Source organism: Streptomyces sp. NPDC014727 (assembly GCF_043083485.1).
GTDB lineage: Bacteria > Actinomycetota > Actinomycetes > Streptomycetales > Streptomycetaceae > Streptomyces.
On record NZ_JBIBYR010000004.1, the window covers coordinates 166,346 to 193,009 of the forward strand.

At 68.4% G+C, this 26,664-nt stretch carries 25 protein-coding genes and 2 tRNA genes; 13 read left to right on the top strand and 14 right to left on the bottom strand.

Features of this window, described 5'->3' with window-relative positions:
* Positions 1 to 20 precede the first annotated feature (20 nt).
* Positions 21 to 491 carry a MarR family winged helix-turn-helix transcriptional regulator gene (locus ACF1B9_RS09130; protein WP_391741331.1) on the top strand — a complete coding sequence of 157 codons (471 nt, stop codon included), beginning with the start codon at positions 21 to 23 and terminating at the stop codon, positions 489 to 491.
* A 214-nt stretch (positions 492 to 705) separates the two neighbouring features.
* Here the strand turns inward: ACF1B9_RS09130 and ACF1B9_RS09135 are convergent, their stop codons facing one another.
* The 3 genes from ACF1B9_RS09135 to ACF1B9_RS09145 all read right to left on the bottom strand — a co-directional run bounded on the left by ACF1B9_RS09135 (position 706) and on the right by ACF1B9_RS09145 (position 3,449).
* Entirely contained in the window at positions 706 to 1,365 is a 660-nt protein-coding gene (locus ACF1B9_RS09135; RefSeq protein WP_351071995.1) for a response regulator transcription factor, read from the bottom strand.
* Positions 1,366 to 1,393: 28 nt separating this feature from the next.
* The gene (locus ACF1B9_RS09140; RefSeq protein WP_391741329.1) at positions 1,394 to 3,115 is read right to left on the bottom strand and encodes a sensor histidine kinase; all 1,722 of its coding nucleotides are present in this window, start codon (positions 3,113 to 3,115) and stop codon (positions 1,394 to 1,396) included.
* A gap of 251 nt (positions 3,116 to 3,366) precedes the next feature.
* Positions 3,367 to 3,449: transfer RNA gene (locus tag ACF1B9_RS09145), tRNA-Leu, on the bottom strand.
* A gap of 315 nt (positions 3,450 to 3,764) precedes the next feature.
* Between ACF1B9_RS09145 and ACF1B9_RS09150 the strand changes: the two genes are divergently transcribed.
* From ACF1B9_RS09150 to pknB, 8 genes are all read left to right on the top strand, one after another.
* Complete coding sequence (locus ACF1B9_RS09150) at positions 3,765 to 4,637, top strand: FhaA domain-containing protein (RefSeq protein ID WP_391741328.1); 873 nt, start codon at positions 3,765 to 3,767, stop codon at positions 4,635 to 4,637.
* Between the two features lie 10 nt (positions 4,638 to 4,647).
* The gene (locus ACF1B9_RS09155; RefSeq protein WP_093895021.1) at positions 4,648 to 5,163 is read left to right on the top strand and encodes an FHA domain-containing protein; all 516 of its coding nucleotides are present in this window, start codon (positions 4,648 to 4,650) and stop codon (positions 5,161 to 5,163) included.
* 129 nt (positions 5,164 to 5,292) lie between these two features.
* Positions 5,293 to 6,777, top strand: a complete 1,485-nt coding sequence (locus ACF1B9_RS09160) for a Stp1/IreP family PP2C-type Ser/Thr phosphatase (protein ID WP_391741326.1) — start codon at positions 5,293 to 5,295, stop codon at positions 6,775 to 6,777.
* A 23-nt stretch (positions 6,778 to 6,800) separates the two neighbouring features.
* Positions 6,801 to 8,210 (top strand): FtsW/RodA/SpoVE family cell cycle protein, encoded by a 1,410-nt coding sequence (locus tag ACF1B9_RS09165; protein ID WP_391741325.1) that lies wholly within the window; start codon positions 6,801 to 6,803, stop codon positions 8,208 to 8,210.
* Positions 8,207 to 9,664, top strand: a complete 1,458-nt coding sequence (locus ACF1B9_RS09170) for a peptidoglycan D,D-transpeptidase FtsI family protein (protein ID WP_391741324.1) — start codon at positions 8,207 to 8,209, stop codon at positions 9,662 to 9,664. The genes ACF1B9_RS09165 and ACF1B9_RS09170 overlap by 4 nt, the downstream gene beginning before the upstream one ends.
* Positions 9,665 to 9,897: 233 nt before the next feature.
* Positions 9,898 to 10,314 (top strand): hypothetical protein, encoded by a 417-nt coding sequence (locus tag ACF1B9_RS09175; protein ID WP_376274357.1) that lies wholly within the window; start codon positions 9,898 to 9,900, stop codon positions 10,312 to 10,314.
* 153 nt (positions 10,315 to 10,467) lie between these two features.
* Positions 10,468 to 11,361 (top strand): hypothetical protein, encoded by an 894-nt coding sequence (locus ACF1B9_RS09180; RefSeq protein WP_391741323.1) that lies wholly within the window; start codon positions 10,468 to 10,470, stop codon positions 11,359 to 11,361.
* Between the two features lie 184 nt (positions 11,362 to 11,545).
* The gene (gene pknB, locus ACF1B9_RS09185) at positions 11,546 to 13,558 is read left to right on the top strand and encodes a Stk1 family PASTA domain-containing Ser/Thr kinase (RefSeq protein WP_391741322.1); all 2,013 of its coding nucleotides are present in this window, start codon (positions 11,546 to 11,548) and stop codon (positions 13,556 to 13,558) included.
* A gap of 132 nt (positions 13,559 to 13,690) precedes the next feature.
* Here the strand turns inward: pknB and ACF1B9_RS09190 are convergent, their stop codons facing one another.
* Genes ACF1B9_RS09190 through ACF1B9_RS09215 form a run of 6 tightly spaced genes read right to left on the bottom strand, consistent with a single transcriptional unit; the run spans position 13,691 to position 18,250 of the window.
* Positions 13,691 to 14,419 (bottom strand): class E sortase, encoded by a 729-nt coding sequence (locus tag ACF1B9_RS09190; RefSeq protein WP_391741321.1) that lies wholly within the window; start codon positions 14,417 to 14,419, stop codon positions 13,691 to 13,693.
* A gap of 27 nt (positions 14,420 to 14,446) precedes the next feature.
* Entirely contained in the window at positions 14,447 to 15,886 is a 1,440-nt protein-coding gene (locus ACF1B9_RS09195) for a class E sortase (RefSeq protein WP_391741320.1), read from the bottom strand.
* Positions 15,883 to 16,521, bottom strand: coding sequence for an aminodeoxychorismate/anthranilate synthase component II (locus ACF1B9_RS09200; RefSeq protein WP_376274372.1), 639 nt, complete (start codon positions 16,519 to 16,521; stop codon positions 15,883 to 15,885). Before ACF1B9_RS09200 ends, ACF1B9_RS09195 begins: the two co-directional genes overlap by 4 nt.
* Complete coding sequence (locus tag ACF1B9_RS09205; protein ID WP_351072028.1) at positions 16,518 to 16,700, bottom strand: hypothetical protein; 183 nt, start codon at positions 16,698 to 16,700, stop codon at positions 16,518 to 16,520. Before ACF1B9_RS09205 ends, ACF1B9_RS09200 begins: the two co-directional genes overlap by 4 nt.
* Positions 16,701 to 16,757: 57 nt before the next feature.
* Complete coding sequence (locus ACF1B9_RS09210; protein WP_391741319.1) at positions 16,758 to 17,456, bottom strand: class E sortase; 699 nt, start codon at positions 17,454 to 17,456, stop codon at positions 16,758 to 16,760.
* Between the two features lie 26 nt (positions 17,457 to 17,482).
* Positions 17,483 to 18,250, bottom strand: coding sequence for a DUF881 domain-containing protein (locus ACF1B9_RS09215; protein ID WP_391741318.1), 768 nt, complete (start codon positions 18,248 to 18,250; stop codon positions 17,483 to 17,485).
* A gap of 141 nt (positions 18,251 to 18,391) precedes the next feature.
* On the opposite strand from ACF1B9_RS09215, the gene crgA reads away from it, so the two are divergent.
* Positions 18,392 to 18,646: a cell division protein CrgA gene (gene crgA, locus ACF1B9_RS09220; protein WP_391741317.1), complete on the top strand. Its 255-nt coding sequence runs from the start codon at positions 18,392 to 18,394 to the stop codon at positions 18,644 to 18,646.
* 396 nt (positions 18,647 to 19,042) lie between these two features.
* Here crgA and ACF1B9_RS09225 read toward each other — a convergent pair whose 3' ends face one another.
* Together ACF1B9_RS09225 and ACF1B9_RS09230 are read right to left on the bottom strand one after the other, a co-directional pair.
* Positions 19,043 to 19,945, bottom strand: coding sequence for a rhomboid family intramembrane serine protease (locus ACF1B9_RS09225; RefSeq protein ID WP_391741315.1), 903 nt, complete (start codon positions 19,943 to 19,945; stop codon positions 19,043 to 19,045).
* A 155-nt stretch (positions 19,946 to 20,100) separates the two neighbouring features.
* On the bottom strand, positions 20,101 to 20,628 hold the full coding sequence (locus tag ACF1B9_RS09230; protein WP_391741313.1) for a peptidylprolyl isomerase: 528 nt from the start codon (positions 20,626 to 20,628) through the stop codon (positions 20,101 to 20,103).
* 424 nt (positions 20,629 to 21,052) lie between these two features.
* On the opposite strand from ACF1B9_RS09230, the gene ACF1B9_RS09235 reads away from it, so the two are divergent.
* On the top strand, positions 21,053 to 21,787 hold the full coding sequence (locus ACF1B9_RS09235) for a DUF5324 family protein (RefSeq protein WP_391741311.1): 735 nt from the start codon (positions 21,053 to 21,055) through the stop codon (positions 21,785 to 21,787).
* 66 nt (positions 21,788 to 21,853) lie between these two features.
* Here ACF1B9_RS09235 and ACF1B9_RS09240 read toward each other — a convergent pair.
* Positions 21,854 to 21,926: transfer RNA gene (locus tag ACF1B9_RS09240), tRNA-Ala, on the bottom strand.
* Positions 21,927 to 22,096: 170 nt separating this feature from the next.
* Here ACF1B9_RS09240 and ACF1B9_RS09245 point away from each other — a divergent pair.
* Positions 22,097 to 22,645 carry a DNA-binding protein gene (locus ACF1B9_RS09245; protein ID WP_189543011.1) on the top strand — a complete coding sequence of 183 codons (549 nt, stop codon included), beginning with the start codon at positions 22,097 to 22,099 and terminating at the stop codon, positions 22,643 to 22,645.
* A gap of 215 nt (positions 22,646 to 22,860) precedes the next feature.
* Positions 22,861 to 24,213, top strand: coding sequence for a serine/threonine protein kinase (locus ACF1B9_RS09250; protein WP_391741309.1), 1,353 nt, complete (start codon positions 22,861 to 22,863; stop codon positions 24,211 to 24,213).
* A gap of 88 nt (positions 24,214 to 24,301) precedes the next feature.
* Here the strand turns inward: ACF1B9_RS09250 and ACF1B9_RS09255 are convergent, their stop codons facing one another.
* A complete protein-coding gene (locus ACF1B9_RS09255) occupies positions 24,302 to 25,687 on the bottom strand; it encodes a hypothetical protein (protein WP_391741307.1) in 1,386 nt (461 codons plus the stop codon).
* Positions 25,687 to 26,622, bottom strand: coding sequence for a VWA domain-containing protein (locus ACF1B9_RS09260; protein ID WP_391741306.1), 936 nt, complete (start codon positions 26,620 to 26,622; stop codon positions 25,687 to 25,689). Before ACF1B9_RS09260 ends, ACF1B9_RS09255 begins: the two co-directional genes overlap by 1 nt.
* Between the last annotated feature and the right edge of the window lie 42 nt (positions 26,623 to 26,664).

A 26,664-nucleotide genomic window follows, 5' to 3' on the forward strand; every position in this document is an offset into this window, starting at 1 on the left:
AGGCGAAGGAAGGCGGATCAGTGCCAGGCACTCCCGGAGAACGCGAAGAATCGCTGGACGTCATCCAGCGCGAGCTCACCGCCTTCGCACGCCGCGCGCGAGCCGCAGCGGCCCGCCTCCACCCGGAGCTGCCCCTGGTCTCCTACACACTGCTGGCCCACATCGACGACCGGCAAGGCTGCCGCGCAACCGATCTGGCCGCGCACTACATGCTGGACAAATCAACAGTCAGCCGACAGATCGGCACTCTGGAGAAACTGGGGCTGGTCGAGCGCCACCCCGACCCGGACGACCACCGCATCCAAGTACTGCACCCCACCGAGGCCGGAACCCAGGCGCTCGCCTCGACGCAGGCCAGCCGCCGGGCCGCCTACCAGGAGCGCCTCGCGGACTGGACGGCGGACGATCTCGCCAGGTTCGCGGAGTACCTGCTGCGCTACAACTCGGCAGGCGGCACGAGCACAACCGCCCCGCACGCACCGAAGACCTGAGCCGGCAGAACAGCGCGCGAACCACTCGCGCCCCGGGCGCACGCCCGCCTCGCCGCCTGAACCGTGCGAGGGGGGGCCGGGGCCCGGCAGTCAACGACTGCGGACGCCCCGGCCCCCTCGTGCACGCGAGCACACTTCCCCCACGCGGGAATGCTTCCAATCGGGCGTTTCACGTGAAACACGCCCCAACCCGCCGAGCCCGCCCCACGGCCTTCTAGAGCCCCGCATCCCTCGCCAGCAACGCGGCCTGCACCCGGTTCTCGCACCCCAGCTTCGCCAGGATCCGGCTCACATAGGTCTTCACCGTCGCCTCGCTCATGTGCAGCCGCCGTCCCGCATCCGCGTTGGAGAGCCCCTCCCCGAGCAGAGCAAGCACCTCGCACTCGCGCCCGCTCAGCGCCGCCACCCGCCGCCGCGCCTCTTCACCTCGGACCGCCGCCCGTCCCAGGGTCAACTGATCCACCACATGACGGGTGGCACCGGGCGAAAGATAGGCGTCTCCGGCAGCCGCCGCCCGCACTGCCTGAATCAGCTCGGTCGGGGCGGTGTCCTTGAGCAGGAATCCGGCACCCCCCTGTTCCAGCGCCCGCAGGACGTTCTCCCGCTCGCCGAACGTTGTGAGCACGATCACTCGCGCCGTCGGCGCCGCTGTTCGCAGTTCCGCCAGCGCCGTGAGCCCGTCCATCACCGGCATCTGGATGTCGAGCAGCACCACGTCCGCCGCATGGGCACGGACCAGCTCGATGGCTTCCCGCCCGTTCGTCGCCTCCGCGACGACCTCGATGGAACGGTCCGAGGTGAGGATCATGCGTATCCCGGCCCTGATGAGGGGCTCGTCGTCGGCAATGACGACTCTGATCGGCCGACCCGTCACTCGTACCCCCGTGCTCGTCCCGGACGCCTCACCTACTGGCGATCTCGTAGGACCTCTTCTCGATCAGCTTGCCGTCCCGGAAACAGAACCGGAACACCGGCTCGGTGTTGATGTCCGCACCTGTCTCCGAGGACATGAGAACCAGACACCGTGACCCGGCCGGCTTCTCGGGCCCCTCGCCGTCCAGCCCGGCCGCAATGAATGTATCCCCGGCGGGCAACTCTTCCCGCACCTCGTCCTCCGCCGTGCCGATCCTGATCGACCGGTACCGACTCGGGTCGATCATCGCCTTGTCCATCTCCTTCACCAAGAAGTACAGACCGAAGCCCCCGGCAAGCACCAGGAGCACCAGGGCTCCCGCCCCTATCCCGCAGCCCAGCGCGACCCCGCCGCCCGTCTTCCTTCCGCTGCCGCTCATCGCCAACTCCCGTTCGGAAACCGTCGCGTCCATGACCGGACCACCGTTCCCCCGCAGGACCCCCTGGGACTGCTGTCGGAAGTCGTCCTCCGCATCAACCATCGGCGTGACCGACATCCCGCCAGGCATGCCCTCGGCGCCGTACGGAAGCACGCCGGCCACCCGGAAGCCGCCGCCCTCGATCCGGCCGGTGTGCACCATGCCGCCGACCAGCCGGGCCCGCTCGTGCAGACCGGGCAGCCCCTGGCCGCCGCTGACCACCTCGCCCGCCGGCCGCGCCTGCCGCTGTGGACCATTGACGATCTCGACGACGAAGGAATCGGGCTCGTAGCGCAGCTCGACCTTGATCTCCGCACCCGGCGCGTGCTTGTACGCGTTGGTCAAGGCCTCCTGGACGATCCGGTACGCCGCATGGCCCGAGGCCGCCGCAAGTGTCCGGACCGTTCCTGTACGACGAAGCTCCACATCGCTGCCGGCGGCCCGCGCTGTCGCTGTCAGCTCCTCGATGCCCGCCGTGCCCCGCGCCGTGGGCTGCCCGCCCTCATCGCCCTGCGACGGCCCCTCGACACCGTCGCGGAGAATGCCGACGACCTCGCGCAGTTCGTGCATCGCATGGACCGAGGCGTCCCGCAGCACTCCGACCACTTCCCGCTGCCGCGCCGTCAGCTCGCGGTCGACCTCCAGCGCTCCTGTATGGACGGAGATGAGTGCCAGCCGGTGGCCGAGGCTGTCGTGCATGTCCTGAGCGATCCGCTGGCGCTCCATGAGCCGCGCCTGCCCGACGATCATGACCCGCTCCCGGACGAGCTGGGCATTACGTTCCTGCAGGGCGTGCAGCAGCGTCCGGCGCTGCGTCCAGTAGCGGCTGGCGAGGCCGGGCACGAGTGTCGTCGCCAGGAAGTAGAGGGTGGTGAACAGCACCAGGGTCAGCGGCCGCAATCCGGCCCAGTTCACCACGACGGCCAGACCGACGTAGACCGCGTAGGCAGCGGTGAAGGCTCCCAGAGCCCGCCCGGCTCCGGCGATCCGACGCCCGGAACTCCACGCCACCACCATCAGCAGCAGCGCGAAGCCATCGGAGAGCCCGGCCAGGGCTGCCGTGGCCACCAGCACGGTCACCGGCAGCCGTCGCCTCATCAGGGACAGCACCACGACCAGGGCCGAGACCGTCCACAGTCTCAGCCCACCGCTGCGCAGCAGCTCTTCCGTCCCGGCGGCGAGCAGCCCGAGCACCACGGCCAGCACGGCCTCTCCGGCCGTCCTGCGCCGGGACCACAGTTCGGGTGCCGCACACCACTGCCACCCGGCCCGGAGCTTCGATATCGCGTACACGTCCCGCACCCTAGGCACCCTCGCAGGCTCACGACGCCCCACTTTCGTCGCATCCGCCCACGACGAAAGTAGCCCGCACCCCGCTCAGCCCCTACCCGCCGCACGGAAGCCCCGGGACACCCAGGAGCACCGACGAACGCCACCTGGCACCCCGGCACCGACAAACATGGCCGCCCGTCGACGAAATATCGGTGTCCACCGGGGAACGAAGAAGCCCCACAGGCCGTTGGGCCTGTGGGGCTTCTCTCTTGTGCGCGAGGGGGGATTTGAACCCCCACGTCCCTAAGGACACTGGCACCTGAAGCCAGCGCGTCTGCCGTTCCGCCACTCGCGCAAGAGTGGTGTTTCCGGACTCTCTCACCGTTTGGTGTGAGCGCCTGGCGACATCCGGAAGATTAGCACGCTGGACAGGGTGGATTCACATCCGTTGTTTCACCGAACGCCTGGCGGGAACCGGGAACGCCGAACGGCAGCCCCCACTCCTCCTCAGTGCACCCCTGGTGCGGGACACTGTCAGGAGGCCGCCTCTACGATCCGTGTGAGAGGTGACACTCATCCACAGGGCAGACAAGGGGAACCAGCCGATTTCCCGACGCGTGGATACGATCAGTAAGCAGTACAGGGACGACTACAACGGAGGAGGTGCCCCATGGGAGTCATGAAGCGTTTCGAGCAGCGTCTCGAAGGTCTGGTCAACGGCACCTTCGCCAAGGTCTTCAAGTCCGAGGTCCAGCCGGTCGAGATCGCGGGAGCCCTCCAGCGCGAGTGCGACAACAACGCAACGATCTGGAACCGCGAGCGGACCGTCGTCCCCAACGACTTCATCGTCGAACTCAGCACCCCCGACTACGAGCGACTCAGCCCGTACTCCGGCCAGTTGGGCGACGAACTCTCCGGCCTGGTCCGCGACTACGCCAAGCAGCAGCGGTACACCTTCATGGGCCCCATCAAGGTCCATCTGGAAAAGGCCGACGACCTCGACACCGGGCTCTACCGGGTACGCAGCCGCACCCTGGCGTCGAGTTCGTCACAGCAGCAGGAGCCCCAGGGCCGGCCGGGGCAGCAGGGCCAGCCCCCATACCCGGGCCCGGGGCGGACCCCGCAGTCCACCGGCGGCTACGGCTACCCACCCAGCTCCGCCCCGCCCATGCCCGCGGCTCCGCCGCCGGGCGCCGGCAGGCCCGGAGCACCCAGTTCCGACCGGCACCCGCCGGCCGGACCCAGCCCCCTGCCGAACGCGCAGGTGCGGCGCTGGATCGAGATCAACGGCACCCGCCATCAGATCTCCCGCCCGACGCTGGTGCTGGGACGCAGCACCGAAGCCGACGTGCGGATCGACGACCCCGGCGTATCGCGTCGGCACTGTGAGATCCGGACCGGAACGCCCTCGACGATCCAGGATCTCGGGTCCACCAACGGCATCGTGGTGGACGGGCAGCACACAACCCGCGCTACGCTCCGCGACGGCTCGCGGATCGTCGTGGGCAGCACCACCATCGTTTACCGGCAAGCCGAAGGGTGAAGCGGGGGCAATGTCAGAGCTGACCCTGACGGTCATGCGGCTAGGTTTCCTGGCTGTTCTGTGGCTGTTCGTGATCGTGGCCGTCCAGGTCATCCGCAGCGACCTGTTCGGAACGCGCGTCACGCAGCGCGGCTCACGCCGCACCGCGACCGACGCACGACCGCCACAGGCGCGCCAGAATGCCGCGGCACCGCCGCAGCAGCGCCAACAGCCCGGCCGCCAGCGCCGGGGGGCACCCACAAAGCTGGTCGTCTCCGAGGGCACGCTCACCGGCACCACGGTGGCGCTCCAGGGACAGACCATCACGCTGGGCCGGGCCCACGACTCAACGATCGTCCTGGACGACGACTACGCGTCCAGCAGGCATGCCAGGATCTACCCCGACCGTGACGGCCAGTGGATCGTCGAGGATCTCGGGTCCACCAACGGCACGTATCTCGACCGGACCCGACTCACCACCCCGACACCTGTTCCGCTGGGCGCGCCGATCCGGATCGGCAAGACCGTCATCGAGCTGCGGAAGTAGTACGACAATGAGCGAGCGGAGCGAGCGAGTCGCGGCGGCCCGGGCAACGGACCCGGCCCGGCTCCCGACCGGAGGGTGGGCAGTGTGGCTCGAGACCGGCTGTACCCCGAGCCGACGGGCGAGGTGCGTATGAGTCTTTCCCTGCGCTTCGCCGCCGGATCGCACAAGGGCATGATCCGGGAAGGCAACGAGGACTCCGGCTACGCCGGTCCGCGCCTTCTCGCCATCGCCGACGGCATGGGCGGCCAGGCAGCCGGCGAGGTCGCCAGCTCCGAGGTGATCTCCACGCTCGTCCAGCTCGACGACGACGTCCCGGGCTCGGACATCCTCACTTCCCTCGGTACGGCGGTCCAGCGTGCCAACGACCAGCTGCGCATGATGGTCGAGGAGGACCCCCAGCTCGAAGGCATGGGCACCACGCTCACCGCCCTGCTCTGGACCGGCCAGCGCCTCGGCCTCGTCCACGTCGGCGACTCCCGCGCGTACTTGCTGCGCGACGGCGTACTCACCCAGATCACCCAGGACCACACCTGGGTGCAGCGGTTGGTGGACGAGGGCCGGATCACCGAGGAAGAGGCCACCACGCACCCGCAGCGCGCCCTGCTGATGCGTGCGCTGGGCAGTGGCGACCATGTCGAACCCGATCTCTCCATCCGTGAGGTCCGGGTCGGCGACCGCTATCTGATCTGCTCCGACGGGCTCTCCGGTGTCGTGTCCCACCAGACGATGGAAGAGACCCTCGCCAGTTACCAGGGCCCCCAGGAGACCATCCAGGAGCTGATCCAGCTCGCCCTGCGCGGCGGCGGCCCGGACAACATCACCTGCATCGTCGCCGACGTCCTCGACGTCGACGGCAACGACGCCCTGGCCGGACAGCTCAATGACACCCCGGTCATCGTCGGCGCGGTCGCCGAGAACCAGGCCGCCCAGCTGAACGACGGCGGCGCCATGCAGACCCCCGCCGGACGAGCGGCCGGCCTCGGCCGCCCCGTCCAGCCGCCCGCGGGTGGCTTCGGCCCGCCCGGAAGCGGCGACGACGTCGGCTACGACGGGGTGCCGGACGGCTCCTTCGACGCCTACACCGACGATGACTTCGTCAAGCCCGGTGGCGGCCGCAAGTGGCTCAAGAGGTCCTTCTACATCGTGCTCACGCTCGCCGTCCTCGGCGGTGGTCTCTACGGCGGGTACCGCTGGACGCAGAACCAGTTCTACGTCGGCGCGAAGAACGAACACGTGGCGCTGTTCCGCGGCATCAGCCAGGACCTGGCGTGGGTCTCGCTCTCGGAGGTCGAGAAGGACCACCCCGAGATCGAACTCAAGTACCTCCCGCCCTACCAGCGCAAGCAGGTCAAGGCGACCATCGCCGAGGGCGACGTCGCCTCCGCCCGCGAAAAGATCAGCGAACTCGCTCTCCAGGCATCCGCCTGCAAGAAGGACGCCCAGCGACGTGCGGCCGAGAAGGCCAGCTCCGACGAGGGCCAAGCCCGGGGTACCGGCTCGGACGTCACCAAGACGTCCGGTGCCACCAAGACCAAGCCGACCGAAACTCCCACTCCTGGTCCCAGCCTCTCGGAGGAAGAGAAAAAGCTGGTCCCGCAGTGCGGTAAGCAGTAAAGCCGTAGGGGGCCTTCAGCACCATGAGCGTTGTCACCAACACGACCACGATCGGCGCGATCGACGCACCGAGCCGCCGCAACACCGAGCTTGGACTGATGGTCTTCGCCATCGCCATCTCGGTGTTCGCGTACGCCAATGTCGGACTCGCCATGGACGGCAAGCTCCCGTCCGGCATGTTCGGATACGGAGGCGGGCTCATCCTGCTCGGCGGCGTCGCCCACCTCGTGGTACGCAAGTTCGCGCCGTACGCGGACCCGCTGCTGCTGCCGCTGGCGACCCTGCTGAACGGCCTGGGGCTGGTGCTGATCTGGCGGTTGGACCAGTCACCGAGGCTGATCCAGCGTGCGGAGTATCTCTACGGGGCGTACAGCCCCGACGCCCCCAAACAGCTGCTCTACTCGGCGATCGGCGTCGCTTTCTTCGTAGCCGTGCTGGTGATCCTGAAAGACCACCGCATCCTCCAGCGCTACACCTACATCTCGATGGCCGTGGCACTGGTCCTGCTGATCCTGCCGATGTTCTTCCCCGCGGTGAACGGCGCGAAGATCTGGATCAGCCTCGGCCCGTTCACGATCCAGCCGGGGGAGTTCGCCAAGATCCTCATCGCGGTGTTCTTCTCCGGCTATCTCATGGTGAAGCGCGATGCGCTGGCCCTGGCCAGCCGCCGCTTCATGGGGCTGTATCTGCCGCGTGGACGCGACCTCGGCCCGATCATCACCATCTGGGCCCTGTCGATCCTGATCCTGGTCTTCGAGACCGACCTCGGCACCTCCCTGCTGTTCTTCGGCCTCTTCGTGGTGATGCTGTACGTCGCCACGGAGCGGACCAGCTGGATCGTCTTCGGTCTGCTGATGTCCGCGGTGGGCGCGGTGGGTGTGGCGTCCTTCGAGCCGCATGTCCAGCAACGGGTGAACGCCTGGCTCGACCCGTTCGCCAAGGCGACGATGGCGCAGAGCGACCAGATCGCCCAGTCGCTGATGTCTTTCGGTTCCGGCGGCACGCTCGGCACCGGACTGGGCCAGGGCCACTCGGACCTGATCATGTTCGCCGCCAACGCCGACTTCATCCTCTCCACCGTCGGTGAGGAGCTGGGCCTGGCCGGGATGATGGCCGTCCTGCTGATCTACGGCCTGATCGTCGAGCGGGGCATCCGCACGGCACTCGCCGCCCGTGACCCCTTCGGCAAGCTGCTCGCCGTCGGGCTGTCGGGGGCCTTCGCCATCCAGGTCTTCGTGGTCGCGGGCGGAGTGATGGGGCTCATCCCGCTCAGCGGTATGACCATGCCGTTCCTTGCGTACGGCGGCTCGTCCGTGCTGGCCAACTGGGCGCTGATCGCCATTCTGATCCGGATCAGCGACACCGCCCGTCGCCCCGCCCCGGCCCCCGCCCCGTCCTCCGACGCCGAGATGACCCAGGTGGTCCGACCTTGAACAAGCCCCTCCGCCGGATCGCGATCTTCTGCGGCGTCCTCATCCTCGCCCTGCTCGTGCGGACCAACTACCTGCAGTACGTCCGCGCCGACGAACTGAACAGCCGGGACGAGAACCGCCGCGTCCGCATCGAGCGTTACGCGCACGAGCGCGGCAACATCATCGTCGACGGCAACCCCGTCACGGGTTCCGTCGAGACCAAGGGCAGCGACTTCAAGTACAAGCGGGTCTGGAAGAACGGCCCGATGTGGGCCCCTGTCACCGGTTACTCCTCGCAGGCCTTCGACGCGACACAGCTCGAAAACATCGAGGACGGCATCCTCACCGGCAACGACGACCAGCTCTTCTTCGACCGCACGCTGTCGATGTTCACCGGCGAGAAGAAGCAGGGCGGCAATGTCGTCACCACGCTCAACGGCGACGCTCAGAAAGCCGCCTTCAAGGGGCTCGGCAACAAGAAGGGAGCGGTGGTCGCCCTCGATCCACGGACCGGTGCGATCCTCGCGCTCGCCAGCACCCCCTCGTACGACCCCTCGGTCTTCGCGGGCAACTCCGACAAGGACAGCAAGGCGCGCCAGCAGCTCCTGAACGACAAGGACAAGCCGATGCTCAACCGGGCATTGCGCGAAACCTACCCGCCCGGTTCGACCTTCAAGGTCGTGACGGCCGCCGCAGCCCTGGAGAACGGCCTCCATTCCGACATCGACGCCAAGACGGACTCCCCGCTGCCCTGGCGGCTGCCGCTGTCCACCGACAACCTCGCCAACGAGGGCAACATCCCGTGCGAGAACGCTTCGCTCCGCGAGGCGCTTCGAATCTCCTGCAACACCGTCTTCGGCAAGATGAGCGACGACCTCGGCAACGACAAGATGATCGAGGAAGCGAACAAGTTCGGCTTCAACAAGGAGATCTTCACTCCGGTCCGCGCCGTCGCGAGCGTCTACCCGAAGGACAACCGGCCGCAGAACGCCATGGCGGGCATCGGCCAGGCCTCCAACCGTGCCACCCCGCTCCAGATGGCCATGGTCGCCGCCGCGGTCGCCAATGACGGCAAGCTGATGCAGCCGTACATGGTCGCCCAGCGCCAGGCACCCAATCTGGACGTGATCTACACCCACGAGAAGGAGCAGTTCAGCCAGCCGCTCTCGGCCGAGAACGCTCAGAAGCTCCAGCAGATGATGGAGACCGTGGTCCAGAACGGCACCGGCCGCAACGCGCAGATCCCCAACGTCACGGTCGGCGGCAAGACCGGTACCGCCCAGCACGGCCTCAACAACAGCGAGAAGCCGTACGCCTGGTTCATCAGCTACGCCAAGACCAAGGCGGGATCTCCTGTCGCCGTGGCCGTCGTGGTGGAGGACGGCGCCGCGGTCAGCGATGACATCTCGGGTGGTGGCCTGGCCGCGCCGATCGCCCGGGACGTGATGAAGGCAGTCCTGGCACGCAGCAGGTAGGCCTTCCGCACCCTGCCCGCCCACTCGCACCCGGTCGTCGTACGCGTACGGCCGGGTGCGAGTGCGTGCGCGCATGATCTCCGTCACACCGAGTGTGGACTCCTTACCCTGCGGGGTCGGGCTGGTTACGCTCCCAAGATCAACCGGTTGAGATGGACACGGCAAAGAATTCCGTTCACAAAAACGGTCGGCGCTTTCCATCGGAACTGGCCAGTCCAGGGAGGGGTACCCACATGAAGAAGGCATTTTCCCTGCTCATAGCCGGCGTTTCCGCGGCTGCGGCCGTCACCATTACGACGGCCACTCCGGCCGCTGCCGACACCTGCATGTCCGGAGCGGACAAGGGCGGCTACGAGCTCTACTTCAACTCGAACCAGAGCAGCGCATGGCAGGGGTGGGCCTGGAACGACCCCAGCTTCGGTGACGACTACTTCATGTGCCGGGGCAACGGCAGTGGCTACACCCAGATCGTGAAGAACAACGCGGCGTACGTCGTGAACTGGAACAACTCCAGCAGCGTCCGCATTTACTACAACTCGAACTACCAGGGTGCGTACCAGACGTTCGGCAAGGTGTTCAGCAGCTCCTACGCCGGCCCGCTCAACAGCACGCTGAAGAACAACAACGCGTCCGCCCAGTACGTTTCGTAATGCCCGTCGGCGAGTTGCCGCCGGCCTCGGCGGCAACTCGCCGTCCCCATCCAGCGACCGGGACACGAATCAGAAATGCCACGCTCAGCTCCAGCAGGATGGTCCACCGCGCGTCCGGCCGTCACCCGGCGGATCGCCGCGACCCTCGTTCTCATGGTCGGTGCGGCGGCGTGCGGCAGCAGCGGCGACGCGGAAGGCCCGGCCCAGCCCACGCGAAGGGCCTCATCGGTCGTCGAAGAGGCGGATCCCGCGCCGGTACGGGCCATCCCCGAGAATCCAGTGGCACGGGACCTGAAACTTCCTCTCGACGCCTACATGATCGACAGTGCCCGGTCCCGGCAAATTTTCCTGGCAACCGAAGAGCTGAAGCAGAAATGCATGCGGGAGCAGGGATTCGACTACGTTCCCGAAAAACCCATCCCCCCAGCCGGACCACTCGGAAACGAGCTGCGCTACGGAAGCGCTGACGCGAAGATCGCCGCCACGTACGGGTACCGGTTGCCACCGGAACGTGATCCGAGCGCCCAGAAGAAGCCGCCGACCGAGAACAAGGGGCTCTCGGACAAGGCATTCAAGGCGCTCACCGGACTCAAGCCGGGAGAACGCCCGAAGGCGACCACTCTCGGAAACTCCGACCGCGGTTGTGTGGGCACGGCGGAACGAAAGCTGGCGGAGGGTGCCCCGGACATCGGCGATGGAATGGCCGCGCAAATCCTTTCCCAGGAAAGCTTCATACGGTCCATGGACGACCAGCGCGCCAAAAAGGTCTTCGCTTCCTGGTCCGGGTGCATGAAGAAAAAGGGCTTCGACTTCAAGACGCCCATGGACCCCGCGAAGGAATTCACCGCCGCGGGACCGCCGACCACCGTCGAGAAATCCACCGCGACGGCAGATGTGGAATGCAAGCAGAAGTTCAATGTCGTGGGTGTCTGGTATGCAACGGAGACGGCCTACCAGAACGGCTCAATCCGTAAGAATGCCAACCAATTGGACAAATTGCGTATATACAACGAGGCCATAGTGAAAGCCGCATCATCTCTGAACTGACATGGTCAGAGCCGCTGCACGGCCCGTGCGGACGTCACAGGACCCGCACCCGCCAACGCCCGCCGAGCAGGACCGTTTGTACCGGTCGCGTATCGGCTCCGGGCAGCGCCGGGTTTGATTTGCCTCGACGGGTACCGTATTCCAGGCACCCGTACGTGGACGGTTCAGGGAGAGGTCTACCGCTATGGAAGAGCCGCGTCGCCTCGGCGGCCGGTACGAGCTGGGCTCGGTGCTCGGTCGTGGTGGCATGGCCGAGGTCTACCTCGCACACGACACCCGGCTCGGCCGCACCGTAGCTGTGAAGACGCTGCGGGCCGATCTGGCCCGCGATCCGTCCTTCCAGGCCCGGTTCCGCCGTGAGGCCCAGTCCGCCGCTTCGCTCAACCACCCGGCGATCGTCGCGGTCTACGACACCGGCGAGGACTACGTCGACGGGGTCTCCATCCCGTACATCGTGATGGAGTACGTCGACGGGTCGACGCTCAGGGAACTTCTGCACTCCGGCCGCAAGCTGCTGCCCGAGCGCACCCTGGAGATGACCGTCGGCATCCTCCAGGCGCTGGAGTACTCGCACCGCGCGGGCATCGTCCACCGTGACATCAAGCCGGCGAACGTCATGCTGACGCGCACCGGCCAGGTCAAGGTCATGGACTTCGGTATCGCCCGCGCCATGGGCGACTCCGGTATGACGATGACCCAGACCGCGGCAGTCATCGGCACCGCCCAGTACCTCTCCCCGGAGCAGGCCAAGGGCGAGCAGGTCGACGCACGCTCCGACCTGTACTCCACCGGCTGTCTGCTCTACGAGCTGTTGGCGGTCCGGCCGCCGTTCGTCGGTGATTCCCCGGTCGCGGTGGCCTACCAGCACGTACGCGAGGAGCCTCAGCCGCCGAGCAACTTCGACCCCGAGATCACGCCCGAGATGGACGCGATCGTGCTGAAGGCCCTCACCAAGGACCCCGACTACCGCTACCAGTCGGCCGACGAGATGCGCGCCGACATCGAGGCGTACCTGGACGGCCGGCCGGTCGCCGCCACCGCGGCGATGGGCGCACCTGGTTACGGCGGCTACGAGGGGTACGGCAACGACCAGCCCACCACCGCGCTGCGCGCCGCGGACCAGAACGGCGCGCCCACGTCCATGCTGCCCCCGGTCAACCCGGACGACGGCGGCTACGGCCACGACGACCGCCCGGACCGGCGTCGCCAGAAGAAGAGCAACACCTCGACGGTCCTGCTGATCGTCGCCGGCGTCCTGGTGCTGATCGGCGCGATCCTGATCGGCCGGTCGGTGTTCAGTGACAACAAGGGCGACGGCGGCAAGGTCGATGTACCGAACATGGTCGGCTCGACCCTGAAGGAAGCACAGAAGCTCGCGGACAACTCCGACGTCGTCCTCAAGGTCGGCTCGCGCGAACCCTGCGAGGATCAGCCCAAGGGCAGGATCTGCAGCCAGACACCGACCCCGGACCACAAGATGGCGGAGAAGGACACCGTCACGGTCGTCGTCTCCACCGGCGCCCCCAAGGTCGAGGTCCCGGACGTCGTGGAGAAGACGGAGGACACCGCCCGCAAGGACCTTGAGGCCAAGGGCTTCACGGTGAACGTCACCACGGTCGAGTCCGAGAAGACCGCGGGTACGGTCGTCAAGCAGGACCCCGACGGTGGTGCGAAGGCCGAGAAGAACTCCGAGGTCACGATCACGGTCGCCAAGGAGGCCACCCAGAAGGTGCCGAACGTGGCCGAGCGGGAATACGACGCCGCGGTGGCTCAGCTCAACGGCGTGGGCTTCAAGAACGTCTCCAGGACCGACGTCGATTCGGAGAAGCCGGCAGGCCAGGTGATCAGCCAGAACCCGCCCGCGGACTCGATGCAGCCGCTGACCGCCCAGATCGTGTTGACGGTCTCGAAGGGCCCGCAGCAGCCGGCGCAGGTAGCGGTTCCCGAAGTCAGGGCCAAGAGGGTTTCCGAGGCCAAACAGCTTCTGGCTCAGGCCGGCTTCACGAACATCCAGTTCGCGAACGGCAGTTCCCCGGACGACAACGCCATCGTCTCCGGCATCGACCCACAGCCGGGTACCCAAGTGGACCCAAGCACTCCCGTCACACTCACGACAGTGGGTGGCAACGGCAACGGGAACGGCAACGGGAACGGGAACGGCAACATCTTCGACGGCCTGTCCGGCGGGCGGCACTGACCCCCGAACCGCACCGACCGCCATCGGGCCCCGGCACCTCAACGGTGACCGGGGCCCTTTGCCGACCCGGCAGACCACGACAACCGCGTCGTTACGTTCGGATCGAGCCGGGCGTGATCCGAACGGGAGGCCCTAACGCAGCTCCGCCGGCTTCGTGCGGTCCTTGTCCACCTTCTCCGTACGCACCAGCTCGCCCCACACGATGTAGCGGTACTTCGACGTGTAGACCGGCGTACAGGTCGTCAACGTGATGTAGCGGCCGGGCTTCTTCGCTCCCGAGCCCTTCGGCACCGCCTGCAACACGTCGACGTTGTACTTCGACGTCTCGGGAAGCTCCTTGAAAACCTTGTAGACGTACCAGGTGTCCCGGGTCTCGAAGACGACCGCGTCCCCCGTCTTCACCTTGTCGATGTTGTGGAACTTGGCACCGTGCCCGTCGCGGTGTGCGGCCAGGGTGAAGTTGCCCTTCTCGTCCCAGGGGAGAGCCGACTTCACCGGGTCCGTGTAGTAGCCCGCGATGCCGTCGTTGAGGTTCTCCGTGTCGGTGCCCTTCTTGACCAGCACCTCGCCGTTCCTCATCGACGGGACGTGCAGGAATCCGATGCCGTCCTTGGTGTCCAGCGCGCCCGGTCCACCGGCCCAGCGGTCGCGGACGGTGTGGCCCTGTTTGGTGGCTTCCCGGTCGGCGAGCACGTTCGTCCACCAGAGGGAGTAGACGACGAAGAGACCCAGCACCAGGCCCGCGGTGATCAGGAGTTCACCGAAGAAGCTGACCGCGGTCGCGAGGGGATGGCGGTCGCTGCGCCGTGGTGGGAGCCCGGATTCACCGACTCGCTCTTCGTGCTCGGTCCTCGCTGTCACCGCACCCGCCCCTGTCGTGATGATGTTTCAGCCGACGAGCGCGTCGGGCTTTCCCTTGCTGCGCGGTCGTTCGTCGACCATCTTGCCCCAGACGATCAAACGGTACGTACTCGTGAATTCCGGCGTACAGGTCGTCAGCGTGATGTACCGGCCAGGCCCGGTGAACCCGGAACCGGGCGGTACCGGGCCGATCACCGAGACATTGGACGGAGATGTCTGCGGAAGAGTTTTCGTCGCCTTGTACGTGTAGTACGCATCCTGCGTCTCGACCACGATCAGGTCACCGGGGCGCAGCCGGTTGATGTAGCGGAACGGCTCGCCGTGCGTGTTGCGGTGGCCCGCCAGTGCGAAGTTGCCCTGCTTGGCCGACGGCATCGCGGTGCGCAGCGCGCCCTCGTTGTAGTGGCCGACCATGCCACGGTCGAGGACCTTCTCCTTACTGATGCCCTCGGCGATCGGAGCGACCACGTCCAACTTGGGGATGTGGATGATGGCGAATCCCTGCCCCGCTTCGAACACACCGGGATTGCGGTCGCCCTTCGCCCAGTCGTCCTGGATCTTGTGCGTCTCCTTGCCGGCGTACTGGTCGGCACGCACATTCGTCCACCACAGCTGGTACGTGACGAACAGCAGCATCAGTACACCGAGAGTGATGAACAGCTCCCCGGTGACCCGGCTGGCGACCACGGCCGGGCTGTCCTTGGCCGCGCGCGCCGCCCGCCGTGCCTCGACGCGCGACATCGGCCTCCCGGCCGGCGCAGTGGTCGGCCCCGTGGTGCCCGGGCGCGCTTCGGCACGCCGGCGGCCGCGCCCCTTCGCAGCACGTCGGCGCTCGGCGCGGCCTCCGGTGCGCGGTTCCGGATCGGTCCCCTCGTGCACGGCACCCGGTTCCGCGAAGCTCTCCGCGTCGCTCGCCGCCCCCGGCTCGGGTCCGAACCCGGAATCCGGCCCGGGGGTCGACCGCTGGGGCGCCACCGGCCGACCGGCCGGGCTCCGGGGAGCCGCCGCCCGCGGACCGACCGTCGCGTCGTGCACCGGGGGTGGCGCGAGGGGCTGAGAGACGGGCTCCGCCACGGGTACGGCGGAGGGCGTCGGGGAGGGCGTCTGCTGCCCGTACCAGTCCCGTTCGAACCCCTCGGGGTCGTACCACTCCCGCGGGGTCTCCTCGGGGCTCCGCGCCCCCTGAGGAGCCGGTGCCGGTGCCGGTCCCTGCGCCTGCGTCTGCGCCTGTGGCTGCTGATCCGGGGCCCGGTGCTGCCCTCGGCCCCGCCCCGCGGCCTGTCCCGCCCCCTCCGGCGGGATGTTGCCCGACCGGAACCACGGTGAGACATGCTGCCCCGGCAGGGGATCGTTCAGCGGATCCGCCAGCCGGTCGACCGCCGCCTCGAACGCGCCCGCAGCCTCGTACGCTCCTTGCTCGTACGGGCCGTCCTGTCCGGCGTCGTGCTCGGGGCGGAGTGCGGTCACGCGGCGGCCTTGCCCACCACCGGCGCGAGCCCCGCCGATCTCGCCACGGCCTCCGTGTCGCCGCAGCGCGCCAGCCAGTTGGCCAGCATCAGATGGCCGTGCTCGGTCAGCACCGACTCCGGATGGAACTGCACGCCCTCCACCGCCAGTTCACGGTGGCGCAGCCCCATGATGATGCCGTCGGCTGTGCGCGCCGTCACCTCCAGCTCCGGCGGAACCGTGTCGGGTTCGGCGGCGAGCGAGTGATAGCGGGTCGCGGTGAAGGGGGACGGCAGGCCGGTGAAGACCCCGGTGCCCTCGTGGGTCACCAGCGAGGTCTTGCCGTGCAGCAGCTCGGGGGCCCGGTCCACCACCCCGCCGTACGCCACCGCCATCGACTGCATTCCGAGGCAGACCCCGAAGACCGGGACGCCCGTGGCCGCGCAGTGGCGGACCATCTCGACGCAGACACCCGCCTGCTCCGGGGTCCCCGGGCCGGGCGACAGCAGGACGCCGTCGAAGCCGTCCTGGGCGTGTGCCGTGGTCACCTCGTCGTTGCGCAGCACTTCGCACTCGGCGCCGAGCTGATAGAGGTACTGGACGAGGTTGAAGACAAAACTGTCGTAGTTGTCCACGACAAGGATGCGGGCACTCACTGGCCGGCCCCCGTCCCGGTCGAGCCGTCGACCGTCACATCGCCGAACGGGAGCAGCGGCTCCGCCCACGGGAAGACGTACTGGAAAAGCGCGTAGACGACAGCCAGCACCAGCACGAGCGAGATGAGCGCACGCACCCATGCGTTGCCCGGCAGATGCCGCCAGATCCAGCCGTACATGCTGTCCCCTCCATTCGGTACGGGACCAGACTAAAGGGCCGGGGCAGAAGGCGTGGGTCAGCTGTGGAAAGCTGCCGGCCTGCCGTCGGTCACAGGCTGGGTCGCGTCGAGGTGCGCCCAGGCGATCAGCCGGTGGCTGCTGCCCCATTCGGGGTCGCAGGTGGTCAGCGTCAGATAGCGGCCGGGGCCGTCGAAGCCGGATCTGCGGGGGACGGGATCGATGACCCCGATGTCGCTCGGCACCGTCCGGTAGGGCTTCTTGTCGATGCGGTACGTGAACCACGTCGTCCCGTCCGTCAGCACCACCGGGTCGCCCGGCCGCAGCTTCGGAAAGTCCTTGAACGGGTCCCCGTACGTACGGCGGTGTCCAGCCACCGCGAAATTGCCCTGCGCACCGAGACGGGCGGTTCCGGTGTAGTGGCCGAGCCCCTTCTGCAGGGTCCGGACCTCGGTGTTCTCCAGAACGGGCCACTCCCAGCCCTTGCCGAAGCGCGGAATGTAGAGCATCGCGAACGGCTTGCCGTCCCGGTACGCCGCCGGGGCGGGCGGCGCCGTCGGCTTCGGAGATCTGTCCGGTGCGGGGGCGGTCACGGGTCCCTGGGACCACTGGTTGCGCAGGGTGTCGATCTGTCCCTCGGTCGCGTCGGCGGCCTTCACCCCGGTCCAGAACAGCACGTACACCACGAAGAGCACGATCAGGGCACCGACGGTGATGCAGAGTTCACTGAACGTCCTCACGACCAGTCGCACCGACACCGTGTCGGCCTCCCCACTGCTGCTCGCTACTGCACCGGCTCCGCATGGTGGAGATCCACTGTGCCCGAGTAGCCGGGAAGAGTCACCGCCTCGTTCTCGTCGACTTTCCAGCCGAGCCCGTACGCCTTCACATAGAGCAGGTAGTTGCTGATCGCCGGGGAGTCGTTGAGCGCCTGCTTGAGCTTGCCCGGGTCGCCGACCGCGGTGATCTTGTACGGCGGGGAGTAGACCCGGCCCTGGAGGATCAGCGTGTTGCCGACACAACGGACCGCGCTGGTGGAGATCAGCCGCTGGTCCATGACCTGGATGCCCTGGGCGCCGCCCTGCCAGAGGGCGTTGACGACCGCCTGAAGGTCCTGCTGGTGGATGACCAGGTCATTGGGCTGCGGGTCGGGGTAGCCGGGGTTGGCGGTGGCATTGGGCGGGGCGTCGTCGAGGGTGACGGCCACGGACCGCCCGGAGAGCTCCGCCGTACCCGCGGCGCGCTCCAGTGCCTTGAGCCGCGCATCCTCGGCCTTGGTGCTGCCGTCGTCGCGCCGGACGAGGGAGTCGATGTCCTCGCGGACGGATGCGGTGGTCTCGTCCAGTTCCGCGTTCTTGCCGCTGCGCTGCTGGATGAGGTCGGAGAGCTTCAGCAGCGAGGAGTCGGTGCGGATATTGGTGCCCTTGGCCGTGTTGGCGCTGGTGACGAAGATCAGTCCGGCGAGGGCGAAGACGGCAGCCGTCAGCACCCGGGCCGGGTGCCGGACGGTGCGCCGGACCGGTCCTTCGGGGGAGTCGGCAGAATTGCTCAACGTACCCTTATCTCCTTCGGCGCCACGGAAGCACTACGCTAACGGACGCCCGGGGGAGTCAGCATTCCCCCTCGGTCCCTGCCCCGGCGCCAGCCACAGTTCCCTGCGCGGTCACGCAGCGCATCGACAGGAGAGTTCCTCGTGCCGAAGTCACGTATCCGCAAGAAGGCCGACTTCACGCCTCCTCCGGCGAAGCAGGCAACCAACATAAAGCTGACCAGCCACAGCTGGGTGGCGCCGGTGATGCTGGCGCTCTTCCTGATCGGCCTGGCCTGGATCGTCGTCTTCTATGTGACCGACGGCGATCTGCCGATCAAGTCGCTGGGCAACTGGAACATCGTCGTCGGCTTCGGCTTCATCGCCGGCGGCTTCGGTGTCTCCACGCAGTGGAAGTAGCGCCGCGGAGCAGGTGACCTCACGGCCGAGCCCGGTCCGGCAAGCCTTGCCCCGAGTTACCCACAGCGTTATCCACAGGCAGGGGAAAAGGTCAGACGATCTGTGGATAACTCCCTGGTCATTGACGCCGATGTGACTGCAGCCTGCCTCATCCAGGGGCGGCACGCCCCTTGTCCCTGCTGGAAAAACCCAGCTCAGCGACAAGGGGCACAGTTGTTCCCACAGAATGCACAAGATTCGATACACGCTGTGGACAACTGGTGCTGTGGACAACTGACCGAGGGAACAACCGGACATCGGCGCCCCCGGCCACGTCAGCGTCGGCACCCACGGCCGTGACCGTTTCGGCGTCCACAGCCACCGCATCCGCAGGCCTGTGCCCGCGGCTCCGTCGGCTCAGGTAAGCGCTGCTGTTCTGGCGAGGACGATGACGACCACGGCCGCCAGGACCAGGGCGCAGGTGCCGTACTGCACCAGTGCGCGCCGCTCTCGGGGTGCGTGCACCATGCCGATCGCGATCAGCGTGCCCGCGATCAGCCCGCCCACATGTGCCTGCCAGGCGATTCCGCCCCAGGGGTTGAAGGTGATGACCAGGTTCACCGCGAGAAGCACGAAGACCGGGCGCATGTCGTAGTTGAGCCGACGCATGAGCACAGCAGTAGCACCCAGCAGACCGAAGATCGCCCCGGAGGCACCGAGCGAACCCTGATCGGGTGCGGAGAGCCAGTAGGTGAGCGCGCCGCCCGCCAGGCCGGAGAGCATGTAGAGCGCGAGGTAGCGGGCACGGCCGAGCGCCGCCTCCAGCGGGCCGCCGAGCCACCACAGCCCCAGCATGTTGAAGACGATGTGCCACATCTCCTGATGCAGGAACATCGACGTCACCAGCCGGTACCACTGGCCCTCGGCGACGCCCTCCAGCGGGCCGCCGGAGTGCGTCGGGGCGCGGCCGAACAGCACCAGCTCGTTGACCAGCGCGTCGCCCTTCACCAGCACGGCGATGTACACGGCGACATTGATACCGAGAAGGATCTTGGTGATGAGCCGGGGATCGGCCGTGATGCTGCCGCCCGCGACGGTGCGCGGCGTGTTCGCGGCCGGGCCGTGTCCCGTACCCGACCCCTGACGGACGCAGTCCGGGCACTGGAAGCCGACCGAGGCGTTGACCATGCACTCGGGGCAGATCGGCCGGTCACAGCGGGTGCAACGGATATGCGTCCCGCGGCCGGGGTGGCGGTAGCAGCTGAGCGAATCGTCCGTGGCGGCGGTCCGGTCCCGGTCTCCCGGCGGCTGCTGGTCCATCGGTCCCCTCACTTCCCGGCCCCTTCGGTCCTCGTCGTGGCGGCAGTACGCACAACGCAGCCCTGCTCGTCCGCTATGTAACAAGTACGGACGAGCAGGGCTGTTGGTTCCCCGAAAGGACAATCAGGGCGTGATCACGTGACGACCACTGGTGATCAACGGTTCTCGATGACGACCGACTCGATCACGACGTCCTGCAGCGGGCGGTCGGTGCGGGCGTTGGTCCGGGTGGCGGCGATGGTGTCCACGACCTTCTGGCTGGCAGGGTCGACGACCTCACCGAAGATCGTGTGCTTGCCGGTCAGCCAGGCGGTCGGGGAAACGGTCACGAAGAACTGCGAGCCGTTGGTGCCCGGGCCGGCGTTGGCCATGGCCAGCAGGTACGGCTTGTTGAAGCTGAGGTCGGGGTGGAACTCGTCACCGAACTCGTACCCCGGGCCGCCGGTGCCGTTGCCCAGCGGGTCGCCGCCCTGGATCATGAAGCCGCTGATGACGCGGTGGAAGACGGTGCCGTCGTACAGCCGTTCCGTGGACTTCTTGCCGGTCTCGGGATGCGTCCACTCGCGCTCGCCCTTGGCGAGCTCGACGAAGTTCTTGACCGTCTTGGGCGCGTGGTTCGGCAGAAGCCGGATCTCGATGTCGCCCTGGTTGGTCTTCAAGGTGGCGTAAAGCTGCTCAGCCACGATCTGCCTTCCGTAAGTCTTCGGTGACGTTAAGTCTTCGATGCCGTCCACCGATCCTCGCACGGGCCGCCCGCTCCGGCGCCCGGCCGCCACCCCGAACGCGCCTCGCTCACCTTCTTGCCCGATTCCGCGCCCCGTGCACCGAAGCCGGCTCCGCCCCGCTCGCCTGCGACGTGTCCGAAACCCTTCCGTCCGCTCGCTGCAGGAACAAATGCGGCCAAGTGCGTGACGCCGCGGCGCGGGCTGAGCCGAACCGTGGCATTGTCATCGGCAAGCTCCCCTTGCACCGCATTGCCCCAAGGCATCACTCATGGGCCGAATGACCCGGATGCCCGCCCCGCATGCCGTACGGGTCTCCGGCGGGCATGATCTCGAAATGGGTGGAAAGGCGGAGTGCCAACCCGCCACCAAGGAGGAGGATCCCGTGACCCGCATCGACAGCGTGCGCGCCGCAACCGACTCGGCCAAGGACAGCGTGCAGCACGCCGCGGAAGTGGTGGCGCCCTACGCCGACACGGCCAAGGACCAGGCCGCGCATCTCGCGTGCGAGGCCCGCGCGCGGCTCGCGCCGAAAATGTCGAAGGCAGCCCATCAGGCCCGCATCCAATACGACGCGCATCTCGCACCACGTCTCGAACTGGCCCGCGCTCATGTGCCCCCCAAGGTCGACGTGGCGGCCCAGCGTGCCGCGGTCCGTACCCGCCGGGCCGCCCGTACCGCCGCCGACTACACCGTCCCGCGCGTCGGCCACGCGATGTCCGTCGCCCAGCCCCTGGCCGAGGAGGCCTCGGCGCGCAGCGCCGCCGCGCTGGCCGCCCTGCGCGGGCAGGTCACCGCGAAGGAGATCAGGCAGCTGGCCAGAAAGCACGAGCGGCGGGCCAAGGCCGGTCGGCTGTTCAAGGGCCTCCTCGTGGTCGGCATCGTGGCGGGCGGCGCCTATGCCGCGTGGCGGTGGTGGGACAGGCAGGCCAATCCGGACTGGCTGGTCGAGCCGCCCGCTCCCACGGAGGTGTCCGACCGCCCGCCGCTGTCCTCGGTGGACGGCAGCGGCCCGACCCCGCTCGACCCCGACGCCCAGGCCGGGCAGACCGACAGGGAGGCCAGGGGGACGGACGGTCCGGGGGGCGTGGACGGCACCGATCTCGACGACGGGCGCTGAGCCGACCCGTACAAGGAAGCGGGCGCCGGAAGACCTTGAGTCTTCCGGCGCCCGCCTTTTGTTTTGTGGAGCCTAGGAGATTCGAACTCCTGACATCTGCCTTGCAAAGGCAGCGCTCTACCAACTGAGCTAAGGCCCCGAAAAGGGGACAGCACCGGACGCTTCGACGTCTCGGCAACCGTCGCAGACCAGAGTACCGGGTACCCCACGGAATCCTGCAAAAAGATGGGGACTCCCGGTGGACGACCACTCTCCGTAAGATGCTCGTCGAGGTTCGCAGCAGCGAAGCCGCAGCGAAGGGGAGACGCCATGGACGCAGCTCAGCAAGAGGCAACGGCAAGAGCCAGGGAGCTTCAGCGCAGTTGGTACGGAGAACCTCTCGGGGCACTCTTCCGCCGGCTGATCGATGATCTCGGCCTGAACCAGGCTCGGCTCGCCGCGGTCCTCGGGCTGTCCGCCCCCATGCTCTCCCAGCTGATGAGCGGCCAGCGGGCGAAGATCGGCAATCCCGCGGTCGTCCAGCGCGTCCAGGCGCTCCAGGAACTGGCTGGTCAGGTCGCCGACGGCAGCGTCAGCGCGGGGGAGGCAACCGACCGCATGGAAGAGATCAAGAAGTCTCAGGGCGGCTCCGTCCTCACCGGCACCGGCCAGACCTCCACCACCGGCGGCGCCCCCACCGTCCGGCGCGTGGTACGTGAGATCCAGTCGCTGCTGCGGTCGGTCGCGGCCGCCGGCGACATCATCGATGCCGCCGACTCCCTCGCCCCGACCCACCCGGAACTGGCAGAGTTCCTCAAGGTGTACGGCGCGGGGCGCACCGCGGACGCGGTGGCGCACTACGAAGGACACCAGAGCTAGGCCCCGTCGTTCGGATCGGGCGGGATCAGCGAGCGGGGCCCGGTGCCGTGGAGGCGGAGGGGGAGTCATGGGTAAGTCATGGCGACCCGACGACGACGCGGCGAGGCGCGGTGCCTGAGCACGCGAGCCCGGCATGATCCGAACGAGAGGCCCTGGGGCACTACCGCCGAGAGCCGGGCACGAGCCGAAACAGGAACTGGAGCGGGCGCAGCGCAATGGGTGAGGTCTTCGCCGGTCGGTACGAACTGATCGATCCGATCGGACGTGGTGGAGTCGGCGCCGTCTGGCGCGCCTGGGACCACCGGCGCCGCCGTTATGTGGCGGCCAAGGTCCTCCAGCAGAGCGACGCACACACGCTGCTGCGCTTCGTCCGCGAACAGGCGCTGCGGATCGAGCATCCGCATGTGCTCGCCCCGGCCAGCTGGGCCGCGGACGACGACAAGGTCCTGTTCACCATGGATCTGGTGAGCGGAGGTTCACTGGCCCATGTCATCGGCGACTACGGGCCGCTGCCGCCCCGTTTCGTCTGCACGCTGCTCGATCAGCTGCTGTCCGGGCTGTCGACGGTGCACGCGGAGGGCGTCGTGCACCGGGACATCAAACCCGCGAACATCCTGATGGAGGCCACCGGCACCGGGCGGCCGCATCTGCGTCTGTCCGACTTCGGCATCTCCATGCGCAAGGGGGAGCCGCGTCTCACCGAGACCAACTACGTGGTGGGGACGCCGGGTTACTTCGCGCCCGAGCAGATGATGGGGGCGGAACCGGATTTCCCCGCGGACCTGTTCGCGGTCGGTCTCGTCGCGCTCTATCTGCTGCAGGGGAGGAAACCGGACGCGCAGGCCATCGTCGAGCACTTCGCCTCGTACGGAACTCCCGGCGCCCCGGAGGGGATTCCCGAACCGCTGTGGCAGGTCCTCGCGGGGCTGCTGCAGCCGGATCCCCAGGTCCGGTTCCGTACGGCGACAGGCGCGCGCAAGGCGCTGACCGCCGCGGTCGACATGCTGCCCGAGCCCGGTATCGACGACGAGCCGGTGGAGGTCTTCGACCAACTCGGCCCGCTGCCCGACGGCTTCGGCCCCGCCGGGCCGCTCACGGCCCCCCGGACGGCCGCGCAGGACTCACGGTCGGCTCACACGGACCAGGCGGCCCAGCAGCCCCTGGAGCAGCCCCAAACCCAGCCACCGATGCCGATGTCGGAGACGGGCAGTTTCCATCTCCCACCGCCTCCCCAGCAGTCCACACCGCTGCCCCGACCGACGCAGTCGTCCACACCTGCCACTCCCCTCCCCGCCCATACGGCCGCCCCCTTCCACGCGCCCGCGCCGGATCCCTCACAGGCCCCCACGGCCGCGGTGCAGCACGAACCGGCCCTCACCCGCGCCTACACCGCCGGGCAGCCGCAGATTCCCGCCCCCGGACCAGGGGTTTCCCCGCACCTCTCGGCCACTGTTCCGGCGCAGGCTCCGCAGAAGCGTCCGGGACCGTCCACGAAGGTGGCGGTCCCGGTCCTGCTGCTGGCGCTGATCTGTTTCGCCGTGGGCATCTGGGCGCTGACCCAGAGCTGAGCCGGCGGGCAGGAGCCCGCGTCGTTGCCCTGAACTGAGCATGGCGGGGCCGGAGCCGCCGCCGTGTACGGCAGCGGCTCCGGCCCGTTCACCAGGTCTGTGTCGGGCCTCCGTACGGCGGTCGCCCGCCCCCGGCCGGGCCTCCCACGACCGGGCCGTCAGAACCGACCGGACCCGCCGGGGCGGTCACCGAGGCGGTCACGGCGCGGCGGCGCGCCAGCAGCGTCCACACGCCCAGTCCGAGCACCAGCACCGCTCCTGCGCCGATCCCGGCCACACCGACCATCCTCATGGTGTCGCTCCTGGCCGCCTCGGGGTCGCTCTTCCCGCTCCTCGCCATGTCCTTGTCGTTCTGCGTGACCGAGAAGATGCCGGTGTCACCCGTGTAAGGCGACTTCACCGCCGTCCCGTCCACTTTGACCTTGAGGATCATCGGAATCCCCTTGTCGCCGTACGACTTCGCGACTTCCGGGCTGAGCGCGACCGACAGGTAGTACCAGCCGGCGAATCGCATGGCGCTGACGCTGCTGGTGGAGTCGAACCGGTTCTCGTACGCCACCGGCGGCAGCGGATCCAGCGATACGGACGCCGACTTTCCGGAGTACGACAGCGGCGTCGCGCTGTCGACATGGCCGTGTGCCGGATTGTCGAGGGAGAGTGCGAGCGCGCTGCCGATGAATTTGTCCGAGGCGTTGTTGTTGCCCAGGTCGACGGTGGCGAAGAGCTGCTGACCCCAGTCCACCGGCACCCGGTAGAAGCGCGTCTGCCCGGGTGCGATGGTGTCGTGCCACTCGCCGGTCTGCAGGCTGGTCGCGTCGTAGTAGCTGGTGCCGCCCGACCGCCTCTGCGGGGCGTCGGTGGGCGGCGCGGGCAACACCGACGGCCAGTTGTCCGGCGCCTCGGTCGGCGTCGAGCCGCCCTGCTTCAGCTGCGGCTCCGACTCGTAGCGCAGTTCCAGATCCCACGCATCGGGCGTCGAGGTGGCCTTGCTCTCGCGCTCGATCAGGACGTTGTACGTACCGGCCTCCTGGCAGGTACTGCTGTTCTTGTCCGCGATCCGGTAGGCGTACGCCGCGATCGGACGTGGGAACTCCGCCGACTCGAACCGCGCGTACTCCGAACTGCACTGCAGGTCGGCGCTGTCCCTGATGCTGACCTTGATGCCGTCCCCGTAGGCGACCTGTCCGCCGCCCCTGGGCACGACCACCGCCGATACGTACCCGTTGGTCTTCGCGTCCAGGTTCAGCCGGTAGTAGAGCTTCTCGCCCCGCTCGATCGAGCTCTTGTAGACCGATCCGGGCGCGAGCGCCGTCGCCTCGGTGCTGACCTCCGCGCCACCGACCGACTTCGCCCCGGGATCGAAGGTGTACGCAGCGGGCTCCCCGGCCGCGTACGCCTGCCCCGGCAGCGCCGCCGCCGCGCAGATCACCGCAGCCGCGGCCAGCGCCACCCGGCCCCTGTTGCGCTGCCTCATCACGCGCTTCCCCTCGTCGTCTGTGCGGCCCGCCCGCGACGCCCGCGTAGGACGACGAGCCCCGCCATCACCACCACCACGGCGCCCGCCCCGGCAGCGGCCACGATGCCGGTCCATCCTGCCCCGCCCGTACCGCCGCTGTCTGCGGCCCTGGTCGGATTGCCGCCCTTGTCCACCTTCTTGGCCGCGACAGGAGCGTTGTGCTCGGGTCCGGTCAGTTCGTCGCCGAGCACCGACACCCGCAGCACCACGCCGATCTGCGGGTTCTCCGCGATATCGGCGGCACCCGCCCCCAGCGTCACCGAGACGTAGAAGCAGCCGCCCGCGGCGTGCACGGGCCGGACGTGGGAGCGGTACTCGTAGCGACCGCCCCGCACGTCCCGGGGGTCACCGGTGGGCGGCACCGCGTCCTTGCCGCCGTCGCCGTACTCCGGCCGCGACCCGGCGGGCGTGACGCCCTTGTCCAGCGGCGCCCCCCACCCCGTAAAGGAGCTCCAGCGGCCATCGACGGTGTCGATCCGCAGCCCGATCCCTTCCCTGCCGAGCTCCGCGGCGACCTCGCAGGGCCGCGGCGTACCGCAGTTGTCCTCGCCGTCGGAGATCAGCAGGATCGTGCGCGTGCCGATGGCACCGCCCGCGGGCCGGGGAAGGTCCTCGGCGGCCTTGCGCAGCGACAGTCCGATGGGGGTGTCACCCTTGGGTTCCGCGGCCGCCACGGCCCGCTTCACGGCCGCCCGGTCGAGTCCGTGCACCGGCTGGACGAGCCTGGTGTCCGCGCAGCCCCGGGGACGATCGGCGCCGTACACCCGCAGCCCGGTCGGATACCCGTCGGGAAGGCCGTCGACGACAGTGCCGACGGCCGTACGGGCACTCTCCATCCGGGTACGTCCCGTACCGTCGTCGTCCGCCATGGAGCCGGACGAGTCGAGCACCATGACCAGGCTGCCGGCCGAAGCGCGGCCGGGCGCCTCCGAAGC